The sequence below is a fragment of the Bradyrhizobium genomosp. I (2014) genome, from assembly GCF_000261685.1.
In the GTDB taxonomy this organism is placed as follows: Bacteria; Pseudomonadota; Alphaproteobacteria; order Rhizobiales; family Xanthobacteraceae; genus Bradyrhizobium.
This window is the reverse complement of record NZ_AJQE01000015.1, coordinates 1-19,112: the sequence shown is the minus strand read 5'-3', so window position 1 is coordinate 19,112 and position 19,112 is coordinate 1. Positions and strand designations below refer to the sequence as shown.

The window sequence follows — 19,112 nt, the reverse complement described above, 5'->3', positions numbered from 1 at the left end:
GGGTTCGCCCTTCGGGCGTCCCGGAACGACGGCGATTTAGGGACACGATGCCATGACCGCAATGCTGGAGATGCGCAACGTCAGCAAGAGCTTTGCCGGTGTGCAGGCGCTGCGCGACGTCAACTTCTCCGTTCACGCCGGGCAGATCCACGCCCTTGTCGGCGAGAACGGCGCCGGCAAGTCGACGCTGATGAAGGTGCTGAGCGGGGTCTATCCCGCAGGCAGCTACGAGGGCACCATCGTCTTCGAGGGCGAGGAGCGGCGCTTTCGCGACATCAACGATTCCGAGGCGCTCGGCATCATCATCATTCACCAGGAGCTGGCGCTGATTCCGCTGATGTCGATCGCGGAGAACATCTTCCTGTCGCATCCGCCGTCGAAGCTGGGGGTAATCGACCGCGACGAGGTCTACCGGCGCACGCGGGAGCTCCTCGCGCAGGTCGGCCTCAAGGAATCGCCGGACACGCTGATTACCGATCTCGGCGTCGGCAAGCAGCAGCTGGTCGAGATCGCCAAGGCATTGTCCAAGCGGGTGCGGATGCTGATCCTGGACGAGCCGACCGCGAGCCTCAACGAGGCCGACAGTGCCGCGCTGCTGGAACGTCTGATGGCCTTCCGCGAGCAGGGCATCGGCTCGATCCTGATCTCGCACAAGCTGAACGAGGTCGCCAAGGTCGCCGACCACATCACGGTGCTGCGCGACGGCCGCACCGTCGACAGCATCGACTGTCACGCCGAGCCGATCCAGGAAGACCGCATCATCCGCAGCATGGTCAATCGTGATCTCGCGCACCGCTTCCCGGAGCGCAACACGAAGATCGGCGACCCCGTCCTTGCCGTTGAGAACTGGTCGGTCTACCACCCCATTCATGCCGAACGGCAGGTGATCAAGAACGTCAATTTCAGCGTCAGGCGCGGCGAGGTTGTCGGCATCGCCGGCCTGATGGGTGCAGGGCGCACCGAATTCGCCATGAGCCTGTTCGGTCACTCCTGGGGTACAAATATCAGCGGCAGCATTCGGCTCGAAGGCCATGAAATCGCGCTCCCGAGCGTCGCGGCCGCGATCGACGCCGGCCTTGCCTATGTCACCGAGGACCGCAAGCAACTCGGCCTGATCCTCGCCGACGACGTTCGCAAGAACATCACGCTGGCGAGCCTCGACCAAGTCGCGCCGGGGCGGGTGATCGACGATATCGCGGAGCTGAAGGTCGCCAGCGACTACCGCAACCGGATGCGGATCCGCTGCTCCGACGTCTACCAGGAGGCCGGCCAGCTCTCCGGCGGCAACCAGCAGAAGGTCGTGCTGTCGAAATGGCTGATGACCGACCCCAAGGTGTTGATCCTGGACGAGCCGACGCGCGGCATCGACGTCGGTGCCAAATACGAGATTTACTGTATCATCAACGAGCTGGCGGAAGCCGGCCGCGGCGTCGTGGTGATCTCCTCGGAGATGCCCGAGCTGCTGGGCATCTGCGACCGCATCTGCGTCATGAATGACGGCGCCTTCGTTGGCGAGTTCAAGGGCGCGGACGCGACGCAGGAGAAGATCATGCGCGCCATCATGCGCAACGAACGAAGCATCGGGAACGCCGCGCCCGCGGCCGCGGAGACGGGAGGATCGCAGCCATGACCGACAAGACGGTGTCGCTGCCCGAGGAGCGCCGGCACGGCAGCTTCATCAAGAACAATCTGCGCAATTACGGCATGCTGATGTCGCTGATCGCGATCATGCTGTTCTTCCAGGTCGTGACCGGCGGCACGCTGCTGCAGCCGCTCAACCTCACCAATCTGGTGCTGCAGAACAGCTACATCGTCATCATGGCGCTCGGCATGCTCCTGGTGATCGTCACCGGCCATATCGACCTCTCGGTCGGCTCGGTTGCAGGCTTCATCGGCGCCGTCGCCGCGGTGCTGATGGTGACCTGGAAGGTCGACTATACGTTCGCCTTCATCGCCTGCCTCCTGGTTGGTGCCGCGATCGGCGCCGCACAGGGCTATTGGGTGGCCTATTTCAAGATCCCGTCCTTCATCGTCACGCTTGCGGGCATGCTGGTGTTCAAGGGGCTCGCGCTTGCGGTGTTGCAGGGGCAGTCGCTCGGCCCGTTCCCGCCGACCTTCCAGAAATTGTCGTCCGGCTTCATTCCGGAACTGCTGCCCGAGGCCGGCACGCTGCATCCGACGTCCATGCTGATCGGCGCCGTGCTCGCGCTCGGGCTCGTCTACGCCGGCGCCAAGGGGAGGTCGCGCGAGCAGTCGCACGGCATTGAGGTCGAGCCCTACGCGTTCTTCCTCGGAAAGAGCATCCTGCTGGCCTGCGCCGTGCTCTATTTCACCTATCTGATTGCCTCGCATCGCGGCCTGCCCAACGTGCTGGTGATCATGACCGCGCTGATCGCGCTCTACGGCTTCGTCACCCGTCGCACCGTGATCGGCCGGCAGATCTACGCGGTCGGCGGCAACGCCAAGGCGGCAAGCCTGTCGGGCATCAAGACCGAGCGGCTGACTTTCCTGACCTTCGTCAACATGGGCGTGCTCGCCGCGCTCGCCGGCCTCGTCTTCGCCGCGCGCCTCAACACCGCGACGCCGAAGGCCGGTCTCGGCTTCGAGCTCGACGTCATCGCCGCCTGCTTCATCGGCGGCGCCTCGGCCTATGGCGGGGTAGGGCGGGTCGGCGGTGCCGTCGTCGGCGCCATGATCATGGGCGTGATGAACAACGGCATGTCCATCCTCGGCATCGGCATCGATTATCAGCAGGTGATCAAGGGCCTGGTGCTGCTGGGAGCAGTGTGCATCGACGTGTATAACCAGCGGCGGTAACGCTGCGGAGCCGGGATTGCGCTATCGCTCCATCCGGGCTTCTTTACTGCGTCGTGAACAACACTGTTGCGATCGCGAGGGAGAGGCTGACCGCCGATACGGTCGCCACCGTCGACAGCACGCCCATGCGCCGCAGAGCGATGGCGAAGGCGATAATGATTGGGGTCGCGGTCATCAGCCCGATTTGTGCATCACTCATTTGAACGTTCGCAGCTCAGTGGAACCCTGAGCCAATTTCGTACCGCGATCCGGCCGGCCGGACGTTGCGTCGGCGCAAACAAGCGCGCGGTAGCTCTCCAGTTTGTCCGGCGACAAACTCGGAACGGAGCAGCCGGGCTAAGTCTGACCGGTGTCCTGATCCGGAAAGACGATGTCGACCGCCGAGTGCGAACAACAGGAAACCGGCTGGGGAATCCTGGAAGATCTCCCCGGTGATCCCATGATCTGGGTGCTGATCTTCAGCGAACTCGTCGCCTTCGGCTTGTTCCTCGGCGCCTTCTCGGTCGCGCGCGCGATCCACCCCGCGATGTTCGCGGCGGGGCAGTCAGCACTCGATTCGAATCTCGCCGGCCTCAATACCCTCGTGCTGGTCACCAGCGGCTGGGCGGCGGCAAGAGCGACGAAGGCGGCGCGTGCAGGGGAGCGGCCGGTGGCGCGATCCTGGATTTTCGGCGCGATGGCGCTCGGCGGTCTCTTCATCGCGATCAAGCTCGCCGAATATGCGGAAGAAATTGGACGAGGCGTCGGGCTCGAAACCAGCCCGTTCTTCACGCTCTACTTCCTTTTGACCGGCTTTCATCTTCTGCATGTCGGTCTCGGCATCGTCATCCTCGCCGTGGTGTGCCGCCGCGCCGGGATACTGGGCGTCGAGACGGGAACGGCCTTCTGGCACATGGTCGATCTGGTCTGGATCGTCATGTTTCCGATTGTCTATCTGGTGAAATGACGATGCCGGATCGTATCGACATCACCTGGATCGTGCTGATCGGCCTCGCGCTTGCGACCATCCTGGTGCCGCCGCTGGTGCCGCGGGCGCTGCTCGGCAATGCTCTGCTGCTCGCCTTCGCCGCGCTCAAGGGCCGCCGACTCGCGCTCGACTTCATGGATCTTCGCGCCGCGCCCGCGCTCTGGCGCGGTCTGGTCGGAACCTGGATCCTGATCGTTCTGCTGCTTGCGTGGCTCGCCTCGGCCGTCGTCGCCCTGATCTGACGCGCTCATTGCGCCCTGACAAAGAACGCGCGGGGCAAAGCGGCAATAAATCACACCATCGCATTTCTTCAGGAATCAAACGGGAAAGGATTGGCAATGGCTGAACGCCTGACCAAGTCGGCCGCTCGAAATGTCTTCTACGGCGGCTCGGCCTTCTTCTTCGCCATCTTCATAGGGCTGACGGCGCACAGCCATTACTACATGGCCACGACTTCCACGGACGCGACGATGCTGACGTCGTCGGTCGCCCGCGGCAAGCATGTCTGGGAAAAGAACTCCTGCATCAACTGCCACACCCTGCTGGGCGAGGGCGCCTATTTCGCGCCCGAAGTCGGCAATGTCTGGGACCGCTGGGGCGGCAAGGAAGACCCGACCGCTGCGCGCGAGACGCTGAAGGCCTGGATGCAGTCCCAGCCGTCGGGCGCGGAAGGCCGCCGGCAGATGCCGCAGTTCAACCTCACCGACCAGGAGCTCAACGATCTCGCCGACTTCCTGCAATGGGTGAGCACGATCAAGCGCCAGGACTGGCCGCCGAACAAGGCCGGTTGAGCACGCCGCATCCTCTTCAATACAGAGAGAACCCGAGATGAAATATCAGACCCAGAAAGTCGCGATGCTGTATTTCTACGGCGCGCTGACCCTGTTCCTGGCCCAGGTCCTGTTCGGCCTGCTCGCCGGAACCATCTACGTCCTGCCCAACACCCTGTCGACCCTCCTGCCGTTCAACATCGTCAGGATGATCCACACCAACGCGCTGATCGTATGGTCGCTGATCGGCTTCATGGGCGCGACCTACTTCCTGTTGCCTGAGGAAACTGAGACCGAGTTGTACAGCCCGCTGCTGGCGAAAATCCAGTTCTGGATGTTTTTTGGCGCGGCAGGCGTGGCCGTGGTCGGATATCTCTTCCACTACCATGAGGGCCGCGAATTCCTCGAACAGCCCTTCATCATCAAGGTCGGCATCGTCGTCGTCTGCCTGATGTTCCTGTTCAACGTCACGATGACGGCGCTCAAGGGCCGCAAGACCACGGTCACCAACATCCTCCTGTTCGGCCTGTGGGGCGTCGCGATCTTCTTCCTGTTCGCCTTCTACAACCCCGCGAACCTCGCGGTCGACAAGATGTACTGGTGGTACGTCGTCCATCTCTGGGTCGAAGGCGTCTGGGAGCTGATCATGGCCTCTGTGCTCGCCTATCTCATGATCAAGCTCAACGGCATCGACCGCGAGGTCGTGGAGAAATGGCTCTATGTCATCATCGGCCTTGCGCTCTTCTCCGGGATTCTCGGCACCGGTCATCACTTCTACTGGATCGGCGCGCCCGGCTACTGGCAGTGGATCGGCTCGCTGTTCTCCACGCTCGAGGTTGCACCCTTCTTCACCATGGTGATCTTCACGGTGCAGATGACCTGGAAGGCCGGCCGCAAGCATCCGAACCGCGCCGCGCTGCTGTGGTCGGTCGGCTGCTCGGTGATGGCGTTCCTCGGCGCCGGCGTCTGGGGCTTCCTGCACACGCTGTCCTCGGTGAACTACTACACCCACGGCACCCAGGTCACCGCGGCGCACGGCCATCTCGCCTTCTTCGGCGCCTATGTGATGCTGAACCTGTCGGTGATGGCCTATGCGATCCCGCAGCTGAAGGGACGGGCGCCGTACAACCAGTGGCTCTCCATGACCAGCTTCTGGATCATGTGCACCGCCATGATGGTGATGACCTTCGCGCTGACCTTCGCCGGCGTGGTCCAGGTCCATCTCCAGCGCGTGCTCGGCCAAGGCTACATGGACGTGCAGGACCAGCTGGCGATGTTCTACTGGGTCCGGCTCGGCTCCGGTGTGTTCGTCGCGATCTCCGCGCTGATGTTCGTCTGGGCCGTGCTGGTGCCCGGCCGCGAAAAGCAGGCGACCATTCCCGTCGCGCTGCAGCCGGCTGAGTAAACGCAACTGGCGGCCGCGGTTCGCCGCGGCCGCCAGACTTCCTGGAACGTCCGGAGAGATATCATGAAAGCTGCCCTTCACACGGTCACCTCGGCGCCGGCGCTGCCGGCCTATGTTCCATCCGGAAACGAATGCGAGCTGTTCGAGCATGCCTGGCGACGGCGTCTGCCGGTTCTGCTCAAGGGGCCGACCGGCTGCGGCAAGACACGCTTCGTCGCGCACATGGCGGCGCGGCTGGGACTGCCGCTGCATACCGTCGCCTGCCACGACGATCTCACCGCGGCCGATCTTACTGGCCGCTATCTGCTCCGCGGCGGCGACACGGTATGGACCGACGGTCCGCTGACGCGCGCCGTGCGCGAGGGCGGCATCTGCTATCTCGACGAGGTCGTGGAAGCGCGCAAGGACGTCACCGTAGTGCTGCATCCCCTGACCGATGATCGCCGCATCCTGCCGCTGGAGCGTACCGGCGAGGAACTGGTGGCGCCGAATAGCTTCATGCTCGTCGTCTCCTACAATCCCGGCTACCAGACGCTGCTGAAGGCGCTGAAGCCCTCGACGCGGCAGCGCTTCGTTGCCATCGAATTCGGCTTCCTGCCGCCCGAGCAGGAGATCGCCGTCGTGTCCGCCGAAAGCGGACTGTCGCCGGAGCGCGTGCGGCCGCTCGTCGCGCTGGCTGGCCGGTTGCGCGCGCTCAGGGGCCACGATCTGGAGGAGGGCGTCTCGACCCGGCTCGTCGTCTATTGCGCGACCCTGATTGCCGCTGGCACGCCGGTCGCCGATGCCGTGCTGGCCGGCATGATCGAGCCGCTGACTGACGACGCCGACGTGAAGGCGGCGCTGCTCGACGTCGCCCGCGCCGTCATCGGATGAGGGTGCGTCATGCTCGACTTCCTCGAACTGGAGGAGACGGTCGGCCGCGCCTGGCATCGGATGGTCGGCGGCACCGCGAGCTATCCCGTTCATGACGATCATGCCGTTGCGCTTTCCGAGATGAGAGGTCGTCTCGCGGTGACGTTCCGTGCGCTCGGCGGTGAGACGGGCGTGCAGATCGCGAGCGCGGGGGCCCGAAAATCCGGGCATCGTCTCGGCTGGCGACAGCGCATCGGTCTTGGCGACGAGCGGCTCGAGCAGCCGGGCCGCGATGCCGCAACCATCTTCCTTCCCGATCGCATCGCAATCTTTCCCGACCGTGCGCTGAATGCATCGCTCTATCGCTGGCTTGCGGCATGGTTCGCGGCGGCGCCGATCGAGACGATCGCGGAGGCCGATCCGCTGCGGCGGGATCTTCTGGTGTTGCGCCGGGCGAGCGAGACGGCGGTCTTCGTGCTCACCCAGTTTCCCGGCCTTGTCGCCGATTACGCCCGGCTCGCCGGGGCAACTGCCGAGGCCCGGCCTCGCCGTTCCTTGCCGCGCATCGAGCAGGAGCTCGAGCAGATCGTGGTGGCCTTGCTCGGAGCCGGCAAAGCACCCGCGGGCAGGTTGTGGCCGGCGATGATGGGGACGGGTCCGCTACCGGCCAAGGCGCCTCCGGGCTATCATTCGATCCTGCCATGCCCACTCTGGGGGGATTGCTGGACGCGCGATCTCTCGCCCGCGCATGCCGGCGAGGACGAGTGCGCGCCGGGCGCGGAGGCCGCGGCCGAGAACGATCGCAAACGCTTTGCCGTCCGCGAGCGCGAGGACAACGCCAACCGCCGCGATCCTTTCGTGCTCAACCGCTTCGAGAAGATCCTGGCGATGGCCGAGATGGTCAATGTCGATCGTCCGGCCGACGACGGCGAGGACGAGGACGCGCAGAAGGCGGCCGACGATCTCGAGGAGATCACGCTCAGCCGCCGCAGCGGCAAGCCCGCGAGCCGGTTCAAGTTCGATCTCGACCTGCCTCCGGAGGCCCTCGATGGCTCACAGCTCAATGCGGACCTGACCTATCCCGAATGGGATTATCGCAGCAGCTCCTATCTGCCGGATCATTGTCGCGTGCTCGCCGCTGCGGCCTCCGAGCGAGGCGAGAGCTGGACGCCTGATGAAACCGTGCGCCGGCACGTCCGCCAGGTGCGCCGCCGCTTCGAGGTCTTGCGGCCGCGCCGCGAATTGATGCGTGCCCAGGCCGACGGACATGATCTCGACCTCGATGCGCTCGTGCGGGCGAGATGCGACCTCCGCGCTGGCAGCAGCAGTGGTCTCGATCGCGTCCACATGGCGATGCGCCCGAAGGGGCACGATCTCGCCGTCACGCTGCTGGTCGACGTTTCGCTCTCGACGGACGCCTGGGTCGACGGCTATCGCGTGCTCGACGTCGAGAAGGAGGCGCTGCTCGTGCTCGCGCACGGACTGTCGGCCTGCGGCGATCACCACAGCATCCTGACCTTCACCTCGCGTCGGCGATCCTGGGTGCGGATCGAGACCATCAAGGCGTTCGGCGAGCCGATGAGCGGAGTCGTCGAGCGCCGCATCGGCGCGCTCAAACCCGGCTATTACACCCGGATCGGGGCGGCCGTCCGCCACGCCTCGGCCGAGCTGGCGCGCCAACCCCAGCGCAAGAAGCTGCTGCTCGTCCTCACCGACGGCAAGCCGAATGATGTCGATCACTATGAAGGGCGCTTTGCGGTCGAAGACACCAGGAAATCCGTGCAGGAGGCGCGCCGGCTCGGCATCGCGGTCTTCGGAGTGACGATCGACGCGACGGCACAATCCTACTTTCCGACGCTGTTCGGACGCGGTGGCTACGCCATCGTCGGCAACGTCAAGCGGTTGCCGGGGGCACTGCCGGCGATCTACCGGCAGGTGGCGCATTGACCCGCAGGCCTAAACCTCGGTTGATTTTTGTGAGCTATTGCTCATAGGTTGGGCATATGATCGAATGGGCGGATGCACCAAGGCCGGCCACAACCCGATCTGATCATCTTCGACTGCGACGGCGTGCTCGTCGACAGCGAGCTCTTGAGCTGCCGCTGCCTGTCTGAAGAGCTGGCCGGGTTCGGTCTCGCGCTCAGCGAGGCGCAGGCGCTGGAGTTGTTTCTCGGACGCAGCACCAAGGCGATCGAGCAGCATTATCGTGATCTCGGGAGGTCGCTACCGGACAGCTTCCTGCCGGGATTGAAGTCACGCGTGCTGGAGAGGTTTGCCGCATCGCTCGAGCCGATCCCGGGGGTAGGGGCGGTGATCGCGGGGCTCGCCGTGCCGGTCTGCGTGGCCTCATCGAGCGACATCGATCGCGTCTCGCTGTCGCTCGACGTCACCAATCTTCGGGCGCATTTTGGCGATCGGATCTACACCGCGCAGATGGTCGAGCACGGCAAGCCGGCGCCCGATCTCTTCCTCTACGCGGCGGAGAAGATGGGGGCGCAACCTGCGCGCACCCTGGTGATCGAGGATAGCGTCAGCGGCGTGCAGGCGGGCAGGGCGGCCGGCATGACTGTCTGGGGATTTGTCGGCGGCAGCCATTATCGCGCCCGCGACGGCCGCGCTATATTGTCCGCCGCCGGGGCCGATCGGGTCTTCGCGCATATGAGCGATTTCTGGGAGGCGTGAGGCCCGCATGGCCGTCGAGAACGACAAGTCGAGACTCGACGACGCCGCACGTGCCGGCTGGCTCTATTTCATCGCCGGCCACACCCAGGACGAGATCGCCAGGATGCTCCAGGTCTCGCGCGCTTCGGCGCAGCGGCTGGTCTCGCTGTGCCTGGCCGAACGTCTGATCACGTTCCGGCTCGAGCATCCCATTGCCGCCTGCATGGAGCTGGCCTCGCGCCTGAAGGAGCGGTTCAACCTCGTCCATTGCGAGGTCGTGCCGGCAGATCCTGCCGCGCCGCAGGCGACTGCGGGCATCGCCGAACGCTGTGCCAACCTGCTCGACGCGACGCTGCGCTCGGAGACGCCCGTCATCGTCGCGCTCGGCACGGGCCGCGCGGTGCGTGCTGCGGTCGAGCGCGTCACGCCGATCGACCGGCCCAATCACCAGATCGTCTCGCTGGTCGGCAACATCTCCGCCGACGGCTCGGCGAGCTTCTACGACACCGTCGGCCGGCTCGCCGACCGCACCGGCGCGCGGCATTACCCGATGCCGCTGCCGTTCCTGATGTCGTCGGAGGACGAGCGCAACAGGATGGTGCGCATCGAGCCGATCGCGAAGGTGAAGGCGGTCGCGGCCAGGGCTGACCTGCGCCTCGTCGGCATCGGCCAGATGGACCAGAAGGCGCAGGTGCACGTCGACGGCTTCGTCACCCGCGACGAATTGTTCGAGATGATGCGGCTGGGTGCCATCGGCGAGATCACCGGCTGGGCCTATGATGCCAAGGGTCGCCTGCTCAAGGCCGGCACCAACAAGCGCCTCACCAGCATTCCGCCGGAAGTGCCGGCGAAGACCACGACCATCGGGGCTGCGGTGGGTGGGGCCAAGGTGGCAGCAATCGCGGCGGCGCTGAGCGGGGAGCTGATCAACGGCCTGATCACGGACGAGACGACGGCGAGGGCGATTCTGGAGCGGTAGAGGCTAGCTCTCGCCATTCGCTCGCGAGGTGGGCGACCTATCAACCCATACCGCTATCATCGTCCGCGAAAGCGGACGATCCAGTACGCCGCGGCCAGGCTTGAGGCAAACCAATAGACGGCACGGAGTACTGGATGCCCCTTCGCGGGGCATGACACCGTGGGTGAGGGGGCACCACTCCATCACTCCCGCATCGCAGCACTCATAAGTTGCGCAAACGCCCGCCGCCTGCTTGACAATCCTCTTTCCTTGCGTTGAACATGCGCTCAACGCGTGGGCATATGCTCAAAGGCGCGACTTAAGGGAGGTCACCGTGAAACATGTCCTGGGCGCCGTGTGCGGCGCGTCTTGCCTGCTGCTGGCCGTCCCCGCGATGGCCGAAACGACCCTGACCATCGCCACCGTCAACAACGGCGACATGATCCGCATGCAGGGGCTCACGAGCGAATTCACCAAGAGAAATCCTGATATCAGCGTGAAATGGGTGACGCTGGAGGAGAACGTGCTGCGCCAGCGCGTCACCACCGACATCGCCACCAAGGGCGGCCAGTTCGACGTGCTCACCATCGGCACCTATGAGGTGCCGATCTGGGCCAAGAAGGGCTGGCTGGTGCCGCTCGCCAATCTCGGCGCCGACTACGACGTCGCCGACCTCCTGCCGAAGATCAGGGACGCGGTCTCCGCCGACGGCAAGCTCTACGCCGCGCCGTTCTACGGCGAGAGCTCGATGGTGATGTACCGCACCGATTTGTTCGAGAAGGCCGGCCTGAAGATGCCGGAGAAGCCGACATGGGACTTCGTGATCGCCGCGGCCAAGAAGCTCACCGACAAGGGCGGCGGCACCTACGGCATCTGCCTGCGCGGCAAGGCGGGGTGGGGCGAGAACATGGCTTTCCTCTCGGCGATGGCCAATTCCTACGGTGCGCGCTGGTTCGACGAGAAGTGGCAGCCGCAATTCAACACTCCGGAATGGAAGGCGACGCTGACGACCTACGTCAATCTGATGAAGGAGGCCGGCCCGCCCGGCGCAAGCTCCAACGGCTTCAACGAGAACCTGGCACTGTTCAACGCCGGCAAATGCGCGATGTGGATCGATGCCACGGTGGCGGCCTCCTTCGTCACCAACCCGAAGGACTCCAAGGTCGCCGACAAGGTCGGCTTCGCGCTGGCGCCCAACACCGGGCTCGGCAAGAACGCCAACTGGCTGTGGGCCTGGAATCTGGCGATACCCGCCGGCTCGAAGAAGACCGAAGCAGCCGAGAAGTTCATCGCCTGGGCGACGAGCAAGGACTACACCAGGCTCGTCGCGTCGAAGGAGGGCTGGGCCAACGTGCCGCCGGGCACGCGCACCTCGCTCTACCAGAACCCCGACTATCTCAAGGTCGCGCCGTTCGCCAAGCTGACGCTGGCCTCGATCGACGCGGCCGATCCGAACAAGCCGACGGTAAAGCCGGTTCCTTACGTCGGTGTGCAATACGCTGCGATTCCCGAATTCCAGGGGATCGGCACCCAGGTCGGCCAGCAATTCTCGGCCGCGCTTGCGGGATCGATGACGGTCGATGCCGCGCTGACCGCGGCGCAATCGGCGACCGAGCGCGAGATGAAGCGCGCCGGCTACATCAAGTGAATCCGGGCTCTTCCTCCTGAGCTCAGACTCGCGGCCATCCACCCATCCCCGGATGGATGGCCGCCTTCTTCCCCGAAAAGGAGAAGCCAGGGATGGCGACCCGGCAGACGCAATTTCTTGCGCGCTCGCTCCTGACGCCGGCGGTCGGGCTGCTGTTCGTCTGGATGATCGTCCCGCTCGCGCTGACGATCTACTTCTCGACGCTGCACTACAGCCTGCTCGATCCCGGTTCCGAATCCTTCGTCGGGCTGGAAAACTTCCGCTACTTCCTCACCGATCCCGCATTCCTTGCCTCGCTCCAGAACACTCTGGTGCTGGTCGGCTCGGTGCTGGCGCTGACCATCCTGCTCGGCATTCCGCTGGCGCTGTTGATGGACCAGCCGGTGATCGGCCGCAATTTCGTCCGCCTGATGGTGATCGCGCCGTTCTTCGTGATGCCGACGGTGAGCGCGCTGGTCTGGAAGAACCTGCTGATGCATCCGGTATCCGGCCTGTTCGCCTGGCTCGCCTCGTTATTTCACCTGACGCCGATCGACTGGTTCAACGATGTGCCGCTGCTTGCGGTGATCCTGATCGTGACGTGGCAATGGCTGCCGTTCGCGACGCTGATCCTGCTCACCGCGCTGCAATCGCTCGACGAGGAGCAGAAGGAGGCCGCCGAGATGGACGGCGCCAGCGCGGTTTCGACCTTCATCTACATCACCCTGCCGCATCTCGCGCGCCCAATCACGGTGGTGATCCTGATCGAGACCATCTTCCTGCTGACGGTATTCGCCGAGATCTTCGTCACCACCGGCGGCGGCCCGGGCCTTCAGACCACCAACATCGCGTTCCTGATCTATTCGCAGGCGCTGATCCAGTTCGACGTCGGCAGTGCCTCCGCGGGCGGCCTCGTCGCGGTGGTGATCGCCAATATCGTCGCCTTCTTCCTGGTCCGCATCGTCGGCCGCAACCTGGAGGCTTGAAGCATGGCGCGCATGGCGACGACGCGTCGGGTGGTGGTATCGACGGCGGTAGCCTGGTTGTTCGGTTTTTTGATCTTCTTCCCAATCCTCTGGATGGTGCTGGCGAGCTTCAAGACCGAGCTCGAGGCCTTTGCCATTCCGCCGTCCTTCCTGTTCTTCCACTGGACCACCGAGAACTACGTGACCGTGCAGGAGCGCAGCGACTATTTCCACCACGCGATGAACTCGGTCATCATCGCCGGCGGCTCGACGCTGATCGCGCTTCTGATAGCCATTCCCGCGGCCTGGTCGATGGCGTTCTCGCCGACCAGGCGCACCAAGGACATCCTACTCTGGATGCTCTCGACCAAGATGATGCCGCCGGTCGGCGTGCTGGTGCCGATCTACCTGATCTACAAGAGTCTTGGTTTGCTCGATTCCCGCATCGGCCTCGTCTTCATCCTCTGCCTCGGCAACCTGCCGATCGTGATCTGGATGCTGTTCACCTATTTCAAGGAGATCCCGCGCGACATTCTGGAGGCCGCGCGCATGGACGGCGCCACCATCGGCCGCGAGCTCGTCTACGTGCTGACGCCGATGGCGATTCCGGGGCTCGCATCGACCTTGTTGCTCAATTTGATACTGGCCTGGAACGAGGCGTTCTGGACGCTGAACCTGTCGACCTCGAGTGCGGCGCCGCTCACCACGTTCATCGCGTCCTATTCCAGTCCGGAAGGGCTGTTCTGGGCGAAGCTGTCGGCGGCGTCCACGCTGGCGATCGCGCCGATTCTCGTCCTCGGTTGGTTCAGCCAGAAGCAGCTCGTGCGCGGGCTCACTTTTGGCGCGGTGAAGTAGGGGGCTGCCGGATCATGGGTCAGATCACACTTCAGGGCGTGCAGAAATCCTTCGGCCCCGTGCACATCATCAAGGGCGCCGATTTGGACATCGCCGACGGCTCCTTCGTGGTGTTCGTCGGTCCATCCGGCTGCGGCAAGACCACGCTGCTGCGGCTGATCGCGGGGCTCGAGGACGTCTCCGGCGGCAACATCCTGATCGACGGCAGGAACGTGGTCGACACACCGCCCGCCAAGCGCGGGCTGTCGATGGTGTTCCAGTCTTACGCGCTCTATCCGCATATGAGCGTGCGCGGCAATATCGGCTTCGGCCTGAAGATGGCCGGGCTGCCCAGGGACGAGATCAACCGCAAGGTCGAGGCCGCGGCCGCGACGCTCAACCTCACGCCCTATCTCGACCGCAAGCCGCGGGAGCTTTCCGGCGGCCAGCGTCAGCGCGTTGCGATTGGCCGTGCTATCGTGCGCGAGCCCAAGGCCTTCCTGTTCGACGAGCCGCTCTCCAATCTCGATGCCGCGCTGCGTGTGCAGATGCGCATCGAGGTGACCCGGCTGCAGAAGCAGCTCGGCACCACCGCGGTCTACGTCACCCACGACCAGGTCGAGGCCATGACCATGGCGGACAAGATCGTCGTGCTCAACGGCGGAAAGATCGAGCAGTACGGGTCACCGCTGGAACTCTACGAGCGGCCCGCCAATCTCTTCGTCGCCGGCTTCATCGGCTCGCCGAAGATGAACTTCGTCACCGGCGAGTCCGCCTTGCAGCGCGGCGCGGCCACCATCGGCGTGCGGCCGGAGCACCTCAAGATCGAGCGCGATGGCGCCGGTGGCTGGCAGGGAACGATCTCGGTGGCCGAGCATCTCGGCAGCGACACCTTCCTTTATGTCGATGCCGGCCCGCTCGGCATGCTGACCGCGCGCTACATCGGCGAATTGAGCCTGCACGCCGGCGACCGCGTGTCGCTGGTGCCGGACCCCGCGCGCATCCACCGCTTCGACCAGAGCGGCAACGCGCTTCGAAGCTGACAAGAAACGGCAAGAGACGGAAAGACGACCATGTACCTGGAAAAATTCAAGCTGAACGGCAAGACCGCGTTCATCACCGGCGGCGGGCAGGGCATCGGCCTTGGCTGCGCGGAGGCGCTGGCCGAGGCCGGGGCCAGGGTCATCATCGGCGACCGTGACAGCAAGGTCGCCGACAGCGCCAAGGCCGGCTTGAAGGCGAAGGGCTTTGACATCGAGACTGCGATCATGGACGTCACCGACACCAAACGCGTGGCGGAAGTGGCGAACGACCTCGTCGCCCGTCACGGCAAGGTCGACATCCTCGTCAACAATGCCGGCATCGCCCGCAGCGAGACCCCGGCCGAGACCGTGACCGACGAGCACTGGCTCAACGTCATCGACGTCAATCTCAACGGCACCTTCTGGTGCTGCCGCGAGTTCGGCAAGCACATGCTCAAGGCCAGGAGCGGCGCCATCGTCAATGTCGGCTCGATGTCCGGCTTCATCGTCAACAAGCCGCAGGAGCAGTGCTTCTACAACGCCTCCAAGGCCGCCGTGCACCATCTGACCAAGTCGCTGGCCGCCGAATGGGGCGCGCGCGGCATCCGTGTCAACGCGGTGGCGCCGACCTATATCGAAACGCCGCTCAATGCCTTCGTGAAAAGCAATCCGAAAATGTACGACGCCTGGATCGGTGGAACTCCGATGGCGCGGATGGGGCAGGTCGAGGAGATCGCCTCCGTCGTGCTGTTTCTCGCTTCGGACGCCGCGAGCCTGATGACCGGCAGCATCGTGCTGGTGGATGGCGGCTACACTTGCTGGTAGGCTTACCGTCAAAATTGACGAGAGCTTCCGGGAGCGACAATGCCGCGAGTGTATATTGGCGTCGACGTGGGGACCATGAGCACGCGGGCTGGGGTGTTTGACGACGCCGGCACGCTGCTCGCGATGGCACGACACCCGATCCGGATCTGGCACGAGGCCGGCGATATCGTCGAGCAGTCGTCCCAGGACATTTGGGACGCCTGCGCGGCATCGGTACGCGCCGCAATGACGGAGGCCGGCATCACGCCTGACGGCGTCGGCGGCATCGGCTTCGACGCCACCTGCTCGCTGGTCGTGCTCGATAAGCAAGGCGAGCCGCTCACCGTCAGCGCATCCCGCGACAAGCAGCGCAACGTCATCGTCTGGATGGATCACCGAGCCACGGCCGAAGCGCGACTGATCAACGAGACCGAGGATGCGGTGCTGCGCTACGTCGGCGGCTCGATCTCGCCGGAGATGGAGATGCCGAAGCTGCTATGGCTGAAGCGGCATCTTCGCGTGAGCTTCGACGCCGCCGGGCACTTCTTCGATCTCGCGGATTATTTGACCTGGCGCGCGACCGGTTCGCTGCAGCGTTCGACCTGCACCGTCACCTGCAAGTGGAACTACCTCGCCCATGATGGTGGCTGGAGTGCGCCGTTCTTCAAGCGCATCGGGCTGTCCGACTTCGTCGCCGAGAACTACGCGCGCATCGGCACCGAGATCGTCGCACCCGGCACGCGGCTCGGCGCAGGCCTCACGCGCGCCGCCGCGGCCGAGCTCGGCCTTGCACCCGGCACGCCGGTCGGCGCGTCGCTGATCGATGCCCATGCCGGCGGCATCGGCGCGATCGGCGGACGCGATGGGGCGGGCGGGGCGGGCGATGTGAGCGACCGTCTCGCCTACATCATGGGAACATCGGCCTGCATCATGGCGACGACGAAGGATCCATGTTTCGTGCCGGGAGTGTGGGGACCTTATTACTCCGGCATGGTCCCGGACTTCTGGCTCAACGAGGGCGGCCAGTCGGCCGCGGGCGCGGCGATCAACCATCTGCTCAAGTCGCATCCCGGCCATGCCGAGGCGAGCGCGGCGGCACGGAGCGAAGGTCTCGACCTCATCGATTTCCTCGAGCGCCGCATCATCGCGCGGGCCGGCGATGCCAGCCGTGCCGCGCTGCTCGCGCGTCACCTCCACGTGCTGCCCGAATTCATCGGCAACCGCTCTCCCTATGCCGACCCTGACACGCGCGCGGTGATCGCCGGCCTCGATCTCGACACCGACATCGCCTCGATGGAGCGCCTGTTCGTCGCCGGTCTGTGCGGGCTCGCCTATGGTCTCGCCGAGGTGATCGAGGCCTTTGCCGCGCATGGCGTGCGCTCGAACATCATGATCATGGGCGGCGGTGCCAGCCGCAGTCCTTTGGTGCGGCAGATCATGGCCGACACCACGGGCCTCACGGTCGCGCTGCCGCAGACCAAGGAGCCGGTGCTGCTGGGCGCCGCGATGCTGGGGGCGGTGGCCGGCGGTGCCTATGCCACCATCGGCGAGACCATGGCCAGGATGTCGGCGCTGGGACGCAAGAGCGAGCCGACTGTGCCTGACATGGCGGCCTTTCATGCCCGGAAACGCGAGGTCTACAAGCTGCTGCGCGAGGTCGATCGCGGCAGCCGTGCCGCGATGCGCAGCGTCGCGAGAGGTTGAGGGAGATGCTGATTGCCTGCGGCGATGCGCTGATCGATTTCGTGCCGACGCGAAACGTCGACGGGCGTGAGGCCGTGATGCCGGCGGTCGGCGGTTCCTGCCTCAATGTCGCGATCGGAATGGCGCGGCTGGGCGCGCCGGCCGGTTTTGTCGGCGGCATCTCGACCGACCTGTTCGGGCGGATGATCGCCGAACATGCCACGGCCTCCAGGGTCGATATCAGTCTCGCCGCCCGCAGCGATCACCAGACCACGCTCGCCTTCGTCCGCATCGTCGCGGGCGAGTCGCATTACGCATTCTACGATGCCGAGACCGCGACGCGGAATTGGACTTACCGACGCGGGACAATTCCGTTCGACACGGTCGAAGCGCTCCATGTCGGCTCGACCACGCTGGTCAACGACCGGGGCGCGGCCGAGACCAAGGCGCTGATCGCAGACGCGCGGGCGACGTCCACGATTTCCTTCGATCCGAACTGCCGCCCCAATCTGGTCAAGGACAAGCCGTCCTATCTCGCGTGCATGGCCGGCTTCGCCGCCAGCGCGGATCTCATCAAGATGTCGGACGTCGATTTCGCCTATCTCTTCGGCGACGAGCCATATCCGCTGCGCGCGAGCGCGCTGCTCGGACAGGGCACCAGCCTCGTCGTCATTACTCGCGGCAACAATGGCGCGGTCGCCTGGCACGCAAGGGCAGGGCAGATCGAGGTGGAGGCGCCCAGGGTCGAGGTCGCCGACACGATCGGGGCAGGCGACAGCTTTCAGGCGGCGCTGCTGTTTGCCCTGCACAAGCAGCAACGTCTTGCGCGCGCGCGGCTCGATGACATCGGTGCCGACGAGCTCCGCCGCGCGCTTTCCTTTGCCGCCAATTGCGCCGGCCTGACCTGCACGCGCCCGGGCGCCGATCCGCCCTGGAGCCGCGAGATCAATTGGAGCTGGTAGCACCGCCTCACATCCGCGCGACGGCTTTCTCGGCGCATTTGATGAAGGTCCCGATCAGTGGGCTCTGGGAATCGCGCCGCCAGCACACCGCGATGTCGAGGGAGTCGGTGGCATCGCGCAGCGGCCTGAACACGATGCCGCGCGGGGCGCCGAGCTGCGCGCAGGCCGGCAGGATGGCGAGGCCTTCGCCGGCCAGCACGAGGCTCATCGCCGAATGCACCGTCTCCACCCGGCTCGCGATCGGCATCACCACCTGGTGCCGGCGCAACAGGGGGACCACGGCCGACGATGCGGGACCGTGGTCCGGATGCGGCAGCGCGATCAGCGGACGGCCATTCAACCGGGCCATCGGCACGGAGCCCAGGCGGGCGAGCGGCGAGCTGCTCGGCATCGCCAGCATGAAGCGTTGCGCACCGATCCTCGCCACCTGGATTTCGGGATGGTTGATGGCCGGCATGCACAGCGCAACCGTGACGCTGCGATCGAGCACCCGGGCCTCGCGCGTCGATGCGCTGAGCTCGGCGAATTCAAGGTCGACGCCGGGAACCGAGCGGCGTAGCTCGGGGATGAGCCGCGGCAGCATCGCATTCGCCAGCACGAACATATAGCCGACCGAGAGCCGCCCGCGCTTGCCGGCGGCGACCGCGCGCGCGGCTTCGGCGCCGTCGACGGCCAGCGCCAGCGCCTCGCTTGCGCGCGCCAGCAGCGCCTGGCCTGCCTCCGTCAGGTCCATGCCACGGGTGCCGCGGCGGAACAGCGGCGCGCCGATCTCGGCCTCCAGCTTG

Annotated in this window: 19 protein-coding genes; 17 read left to right on the top strand and 2 right to left on the bottom strand. The window is 65.3% G+C overall.

The window, feature by feature from the left end; translation table 11 throughout:
* The first annotated feature begins 52 nt into the window (after positions 1-52).
* The gene (gene mmsA, locus IC50_RS01070; RefSeq protein ID WP_035699470.1) at positions 53-1,630 is read left to right on the top strand and encodes a multiple monosaccharide ABC transporter ATP-binding protein; all 1,578 of its coding nucleotides are present in this window, start codon (positions 53-55) and stop codon (positions 1,628-1,630) included.
* Positions 1,627-2,817: a multiple monosaccharide ABC transporter permease gene (mmsB, locus tag IC50_RS01065; protein WP_035699468.1), complete on the top strand. Its 1,191-nt coding sequence runs from the start codon at positions 1,627-1,629 to the stop codon at positions 2,815-2,817. The genes mmsA and mmsB overlap by 4 nt, the downstream gene beginning before the upstream one ends.
* A 43-nt stretch (positions 2,818-2,860) precedes the next feature.
* Here the strand turns inward: mmsB and IC50_RS42300 are convergent, their stop codons facing one another.
* Positions 2,861-3,016: a hypothetical protein gene (locus tag IC50_RS42300; protein WP_085973512.1), complete on the bottom strand. Its 156-nt coding sequence runs from the start codon at positions 3,014-3,016 to the stop codon at positions 2,861-2,863.
* Between the two features lie 171 nt (positions 3,017-3,187).
* On the opposite strand from IC50_RS42300, the gene IC50_RS01060 reads away from it, so the two are divergent.
* The 15 genes from IC50_RS01060 to IC50_RS00990 all read left to right on the top strand — a co-directional run bounded on the left by IC50_RS01060 (position 3,188) and on the right by IC50_RS00990 (position 18,327).
* The gene (locus IC50_RS01060; protein ID WP_035699467.1) at positions 3,188-3,763 is read left to right on the top strand and encodes a cytochrome c oxidase subunit 3 family protein; all 576 of its coding nucleotides are present in this window, start codon (positions 3,188-3,190) and stop codon (positions 3,761-3,763) included.
* 2 nt (positions 3,764-3,765) lie between these two features.
* Complete coding sequence (locus IC50_RS01055; RefSeq protein WP_035699503.1) at positions 3,766-4,026, top strand: cytochrome C oxidase subunit IV family protein; 261 nt, start codon at positions 3,766-3,768, stop codon at positions 4,024-4,026.
* 96 nt (positions 4,027-4,122) lie between these two features.
* The gene (locus IC50_RS01050; protein WP_035699466.1) at positions 4,123-4,575 is read left to right on the top strand and encodes a c-type cytochrome; all 453 of its coding nucleotides are present in this window, start codon (positions 4,123-4,125) and stop codon (positions 4,573-4,575) included.
* A gap of 37 nt (positions 4,576-4,612) precedes the next feature.
* Entirely contained in the window at positions 4,613-5,959 is a 1,347-nt protein-coding gene (locus IC50_RS01045; protein ID WP_035699465.1) for a cbb3-type cytochrome c oxidase subunit I, read from the top strand.
* Positions 5,960-6,022: 63 nt separating this feature from the next.
* The gene (locus IC50_RS01040; RefSeq protein ID WP_035699463.1) at positions 6,023-6,832 is read left to right on the top strand and encodes a CbbQ/NirQ/NorQ/GpvN family protein; all 810 of its coding nucleotides are present in this window, start codon (positions 6,023-6,025) and stop codon (positions 6,830-6,832) included.
* A gap of 9 nt (positions 6,833-6,841) precedes the next feature.
* Positions 6,842-8,758: a nitric oxide reductase activation protein NorD gene (locus tag IC50_RS01035; protein ID WP_035699461.1), complete on the top strand. Its 1,917-nt coding sequence runs from the start codon at positions 6,842-6,844 to the stop codon at positions 8,756-8,758.
* 72 nt (positions 8,759-8,830) lie between these two features.
* On the top strand, positions 8,831-9,493 hold the full coding sequence (locus tag IC50_RS01030) for an HAD family hydrolase (RefSeq protein WP_035699459.1): 663 nt from the start codon (positions 8,831-8,833) through the stop codon (positions 9,491-9,493).
* Positions 9,494-9,500: 7 nt separating this feature from the next.
* A complete protein-coding gene (locus IC50_RS01025) occupies positions 9,501-10,451 on the top strand; it encodes a sugar-binding transcriptional regulator (protein ID WP_035699457.1) in 951 nt (316 codons plus the stop codon).
* A 313-nt stretch (positions 10,452-10,764) separates the two neighbouring features.
* Positions 10,765-12,078 (top strand): ABC transporter substrate-binding protein, encoded by a 1,314-nt coding sequence (locus IC50_RS01020; RefSeq protein WP_035699455.1) that lies wholly within the window; start codon positions 10,765-10,767, stop codon positions 12,076-12,078.
* Positions 12,079-12,170: 92 nt separating this feature from the next.
* Positions 12,171-13,043, top strand: coding sequence for a carbohydrate ABC transporter permease (locus IC50_RS01015; RefSeq protein ID WP_035699501.1), 873 nt, complete (start codon positions 12,171-12,173; stop codon positions 13,041-13,043).
* Between the two features lie 3 nt (positions 13,044-13,046).
* Complete coding sequence (locus IC50_RS01010) at positions 13,047-13,877, top strand: carbohydrate ABC transporter permease (RefSeq protein ID WP_035699454.1); 831 nt, start codon at positions 13,047-13,049, stop codon at positions 13,875-13,877.
* 14 nt (positions 13,878-13,891) lie between these two features.
* Entirely contained in the window at positions 13,892-14,899 is a 1,008-nt protein-coding gene (locus IC50_RS01005; protein WP_035699452.1) for an ABC transporter ATP-binding protein, read from the top strand.
* A gap of 30 nt (positions 14,900-14,929) precedes the next feature.
* Positions 14,930-15,703: an SDR family NAD(P)-dependent oxidoreductase gene (locus tag IC50_RS01000; RefSeq protein WP_035699450.1), complete on the top strand. Its 774-nt coding sequence runs from the start codon at positions 14,930-14,932 to the stop codon at positions 15,701-15,703.
* A gap of 39 nt (positions 15,704-15,742) precedes the next feature.
* A complete protein-coding gene (locus IC50_RS00995; protein ID WP_035699449.1) occupies positions 15,743-17,386 on the top strand; it encodes an FGGY-family carbohydrate kinase in 1,644 nt (547 codons plus the stop codon).
* A 5-nt stretch (positions 17,387-17,391) separates the two neighbouring features.
* Positions 17,392-18,327 carry a carbohydrate kinase family protein gene (locus tag IC50_RS00990; protein ID WP_035699447.1) on the top strand — a complete coding sequence of 312 codons (936 nt, stop codon included), beginning with the start codon at positions 17,392-17,394 and terminating at the stop codon, positions 18,325-18,327.
* A gap of 7 nt (positions 18,328-18,334) precedes the next feature.
* Here IC50_RS00990 and IC50_RS00985 read toward each other — a convergent pair.
* Positions 18,335-19,112, bottom strand: a 778-nt coding sequence (locus tag IC50_RS00985; protein WP_035699446.1) for a LysR family transcriptional regulator, incomplete at its 5' end; no start/stop codon positions are given.

Excerpts from the sequence above, each read along its gene's own strand:
- mmsA (WP_035699470.1), top strand. The coding sequence starts at position 53 with ATGACCGCAATGCTGGAGATGCGCAACGTCAGCAAGAGCTTTGCCGGT.
- mmsB (WP_035699468.1), top strand. The coding sequence starts at position 1,627 with ATGACCGACAAGACGGTGTCGCTGCCCGAGGAGCGCCGGCACGGCAGC.
- IC50_RS42300 (WP_085973512.1), bottom strand. The coding sequence starts at position 3,016 with ATGAGTGATGCACAAATCGGGCTGATGACCGCGACCCCAATCATTATC.
- IC50_RS01060 (WP_035699467.1), top strand. The coding sequence starts at position 3,188 with ATGTCGACCGCCGAGTGCGAACAACAGGAAACCGGCTGGGGAATCCTG.
- IC50_RS01055 (WP_035699503.1), top strand. The coding sequence starts at position 3,766 with ATGCCGGATCGTATCGACATCACCTGGATCGTGCTGATCGGCCTCGCG.
- IC50_RS01050 (WP_035699466.1), top strand. The coding sequence starts at position 4,123 with ATGGCTGAACGCCTGACCAAGTCGGCCGCTCGAAATGTCTTCTACGGC.
- IC50_RS01045 (WP_035699465.1), top strand. The coding sequence starts at position 4,613 with ATGAAATATCAGACCCAGAAAGTCGCGATGCTGTATTTCTACGGCGCG.
- IC50_RS01040 (WP_035699463.1), top strand. The coding sequence starts at position 6,023 with ATGAAAGCTGCCCTTCACACGGTCACCTCGGCGCCGGCGCTGCCGGCC.
- IC50_RS01035 (WP_035699461.1), top strand. The coding sequence starts at position 6,842 with ATGCTCGACTTCCTCGAACTGGAGGAGACGGTCGGCCGCGCCTGGCAT.
- IC50_RS01030 (WP_035699459.1), top strand. The coding sequence starts at position 8,831 with ATGCACCAAGGCCGGCCACAACCCGATCTGATCATCTTCGACTGCGAC.
- IC50_RS01025 (WP_035699457.1), top strand. The coding sequence starts at position 9,501 with ATGGCCGTCGAGAACGACAAGTCGAGACTCGACGACGCCGCACGTGCC.
- IC50_RS01015 (WP_035699501.1), top strand. The coding sequence starts at position 12,171 with ATGGCGACCCGGCAGACGCAATTTCTTGCGCGCTCGCTCCTGACGCCG.
- IC50_RS01010 (WP_035699454.1), top strand. The coding sequence starts at position 13,047 with ATGGCGCGCATGGCGACGACGCGTCGGGTGGTGGTATCGACGGCGGTA.
- IC50_RS01005 (WP_035699452.1), top strand. The coding sequence starts at position 13,892 with ATGGGTCAGATCACACTTCAGGGCGTGCAGAAATCCTTCGGCCCCGTG.
- IC50_RS01000 (WP_035699450.1), top strand. The coding sequence starts at position 14,930 with ATGTACCTGGAAAAATTCAAGCTGAACGGCAAGACCGCGTTCATCACC.
- IC50_RS00995 (WP_035699449.1), top strand. The coding sequence starts at position 15,743 with ATGCCGCGAGTGTATATTGGCGTCGACGTGGGGACCATGAGCACGCGG.
- IC50_RS00990 (WP_035699447.1), top strand. The coding sequence starts at position 17,392 with ATGCTGATTGCCTGCGGCGATGCGCTGATCGATTTCGTGCCGACGCGA.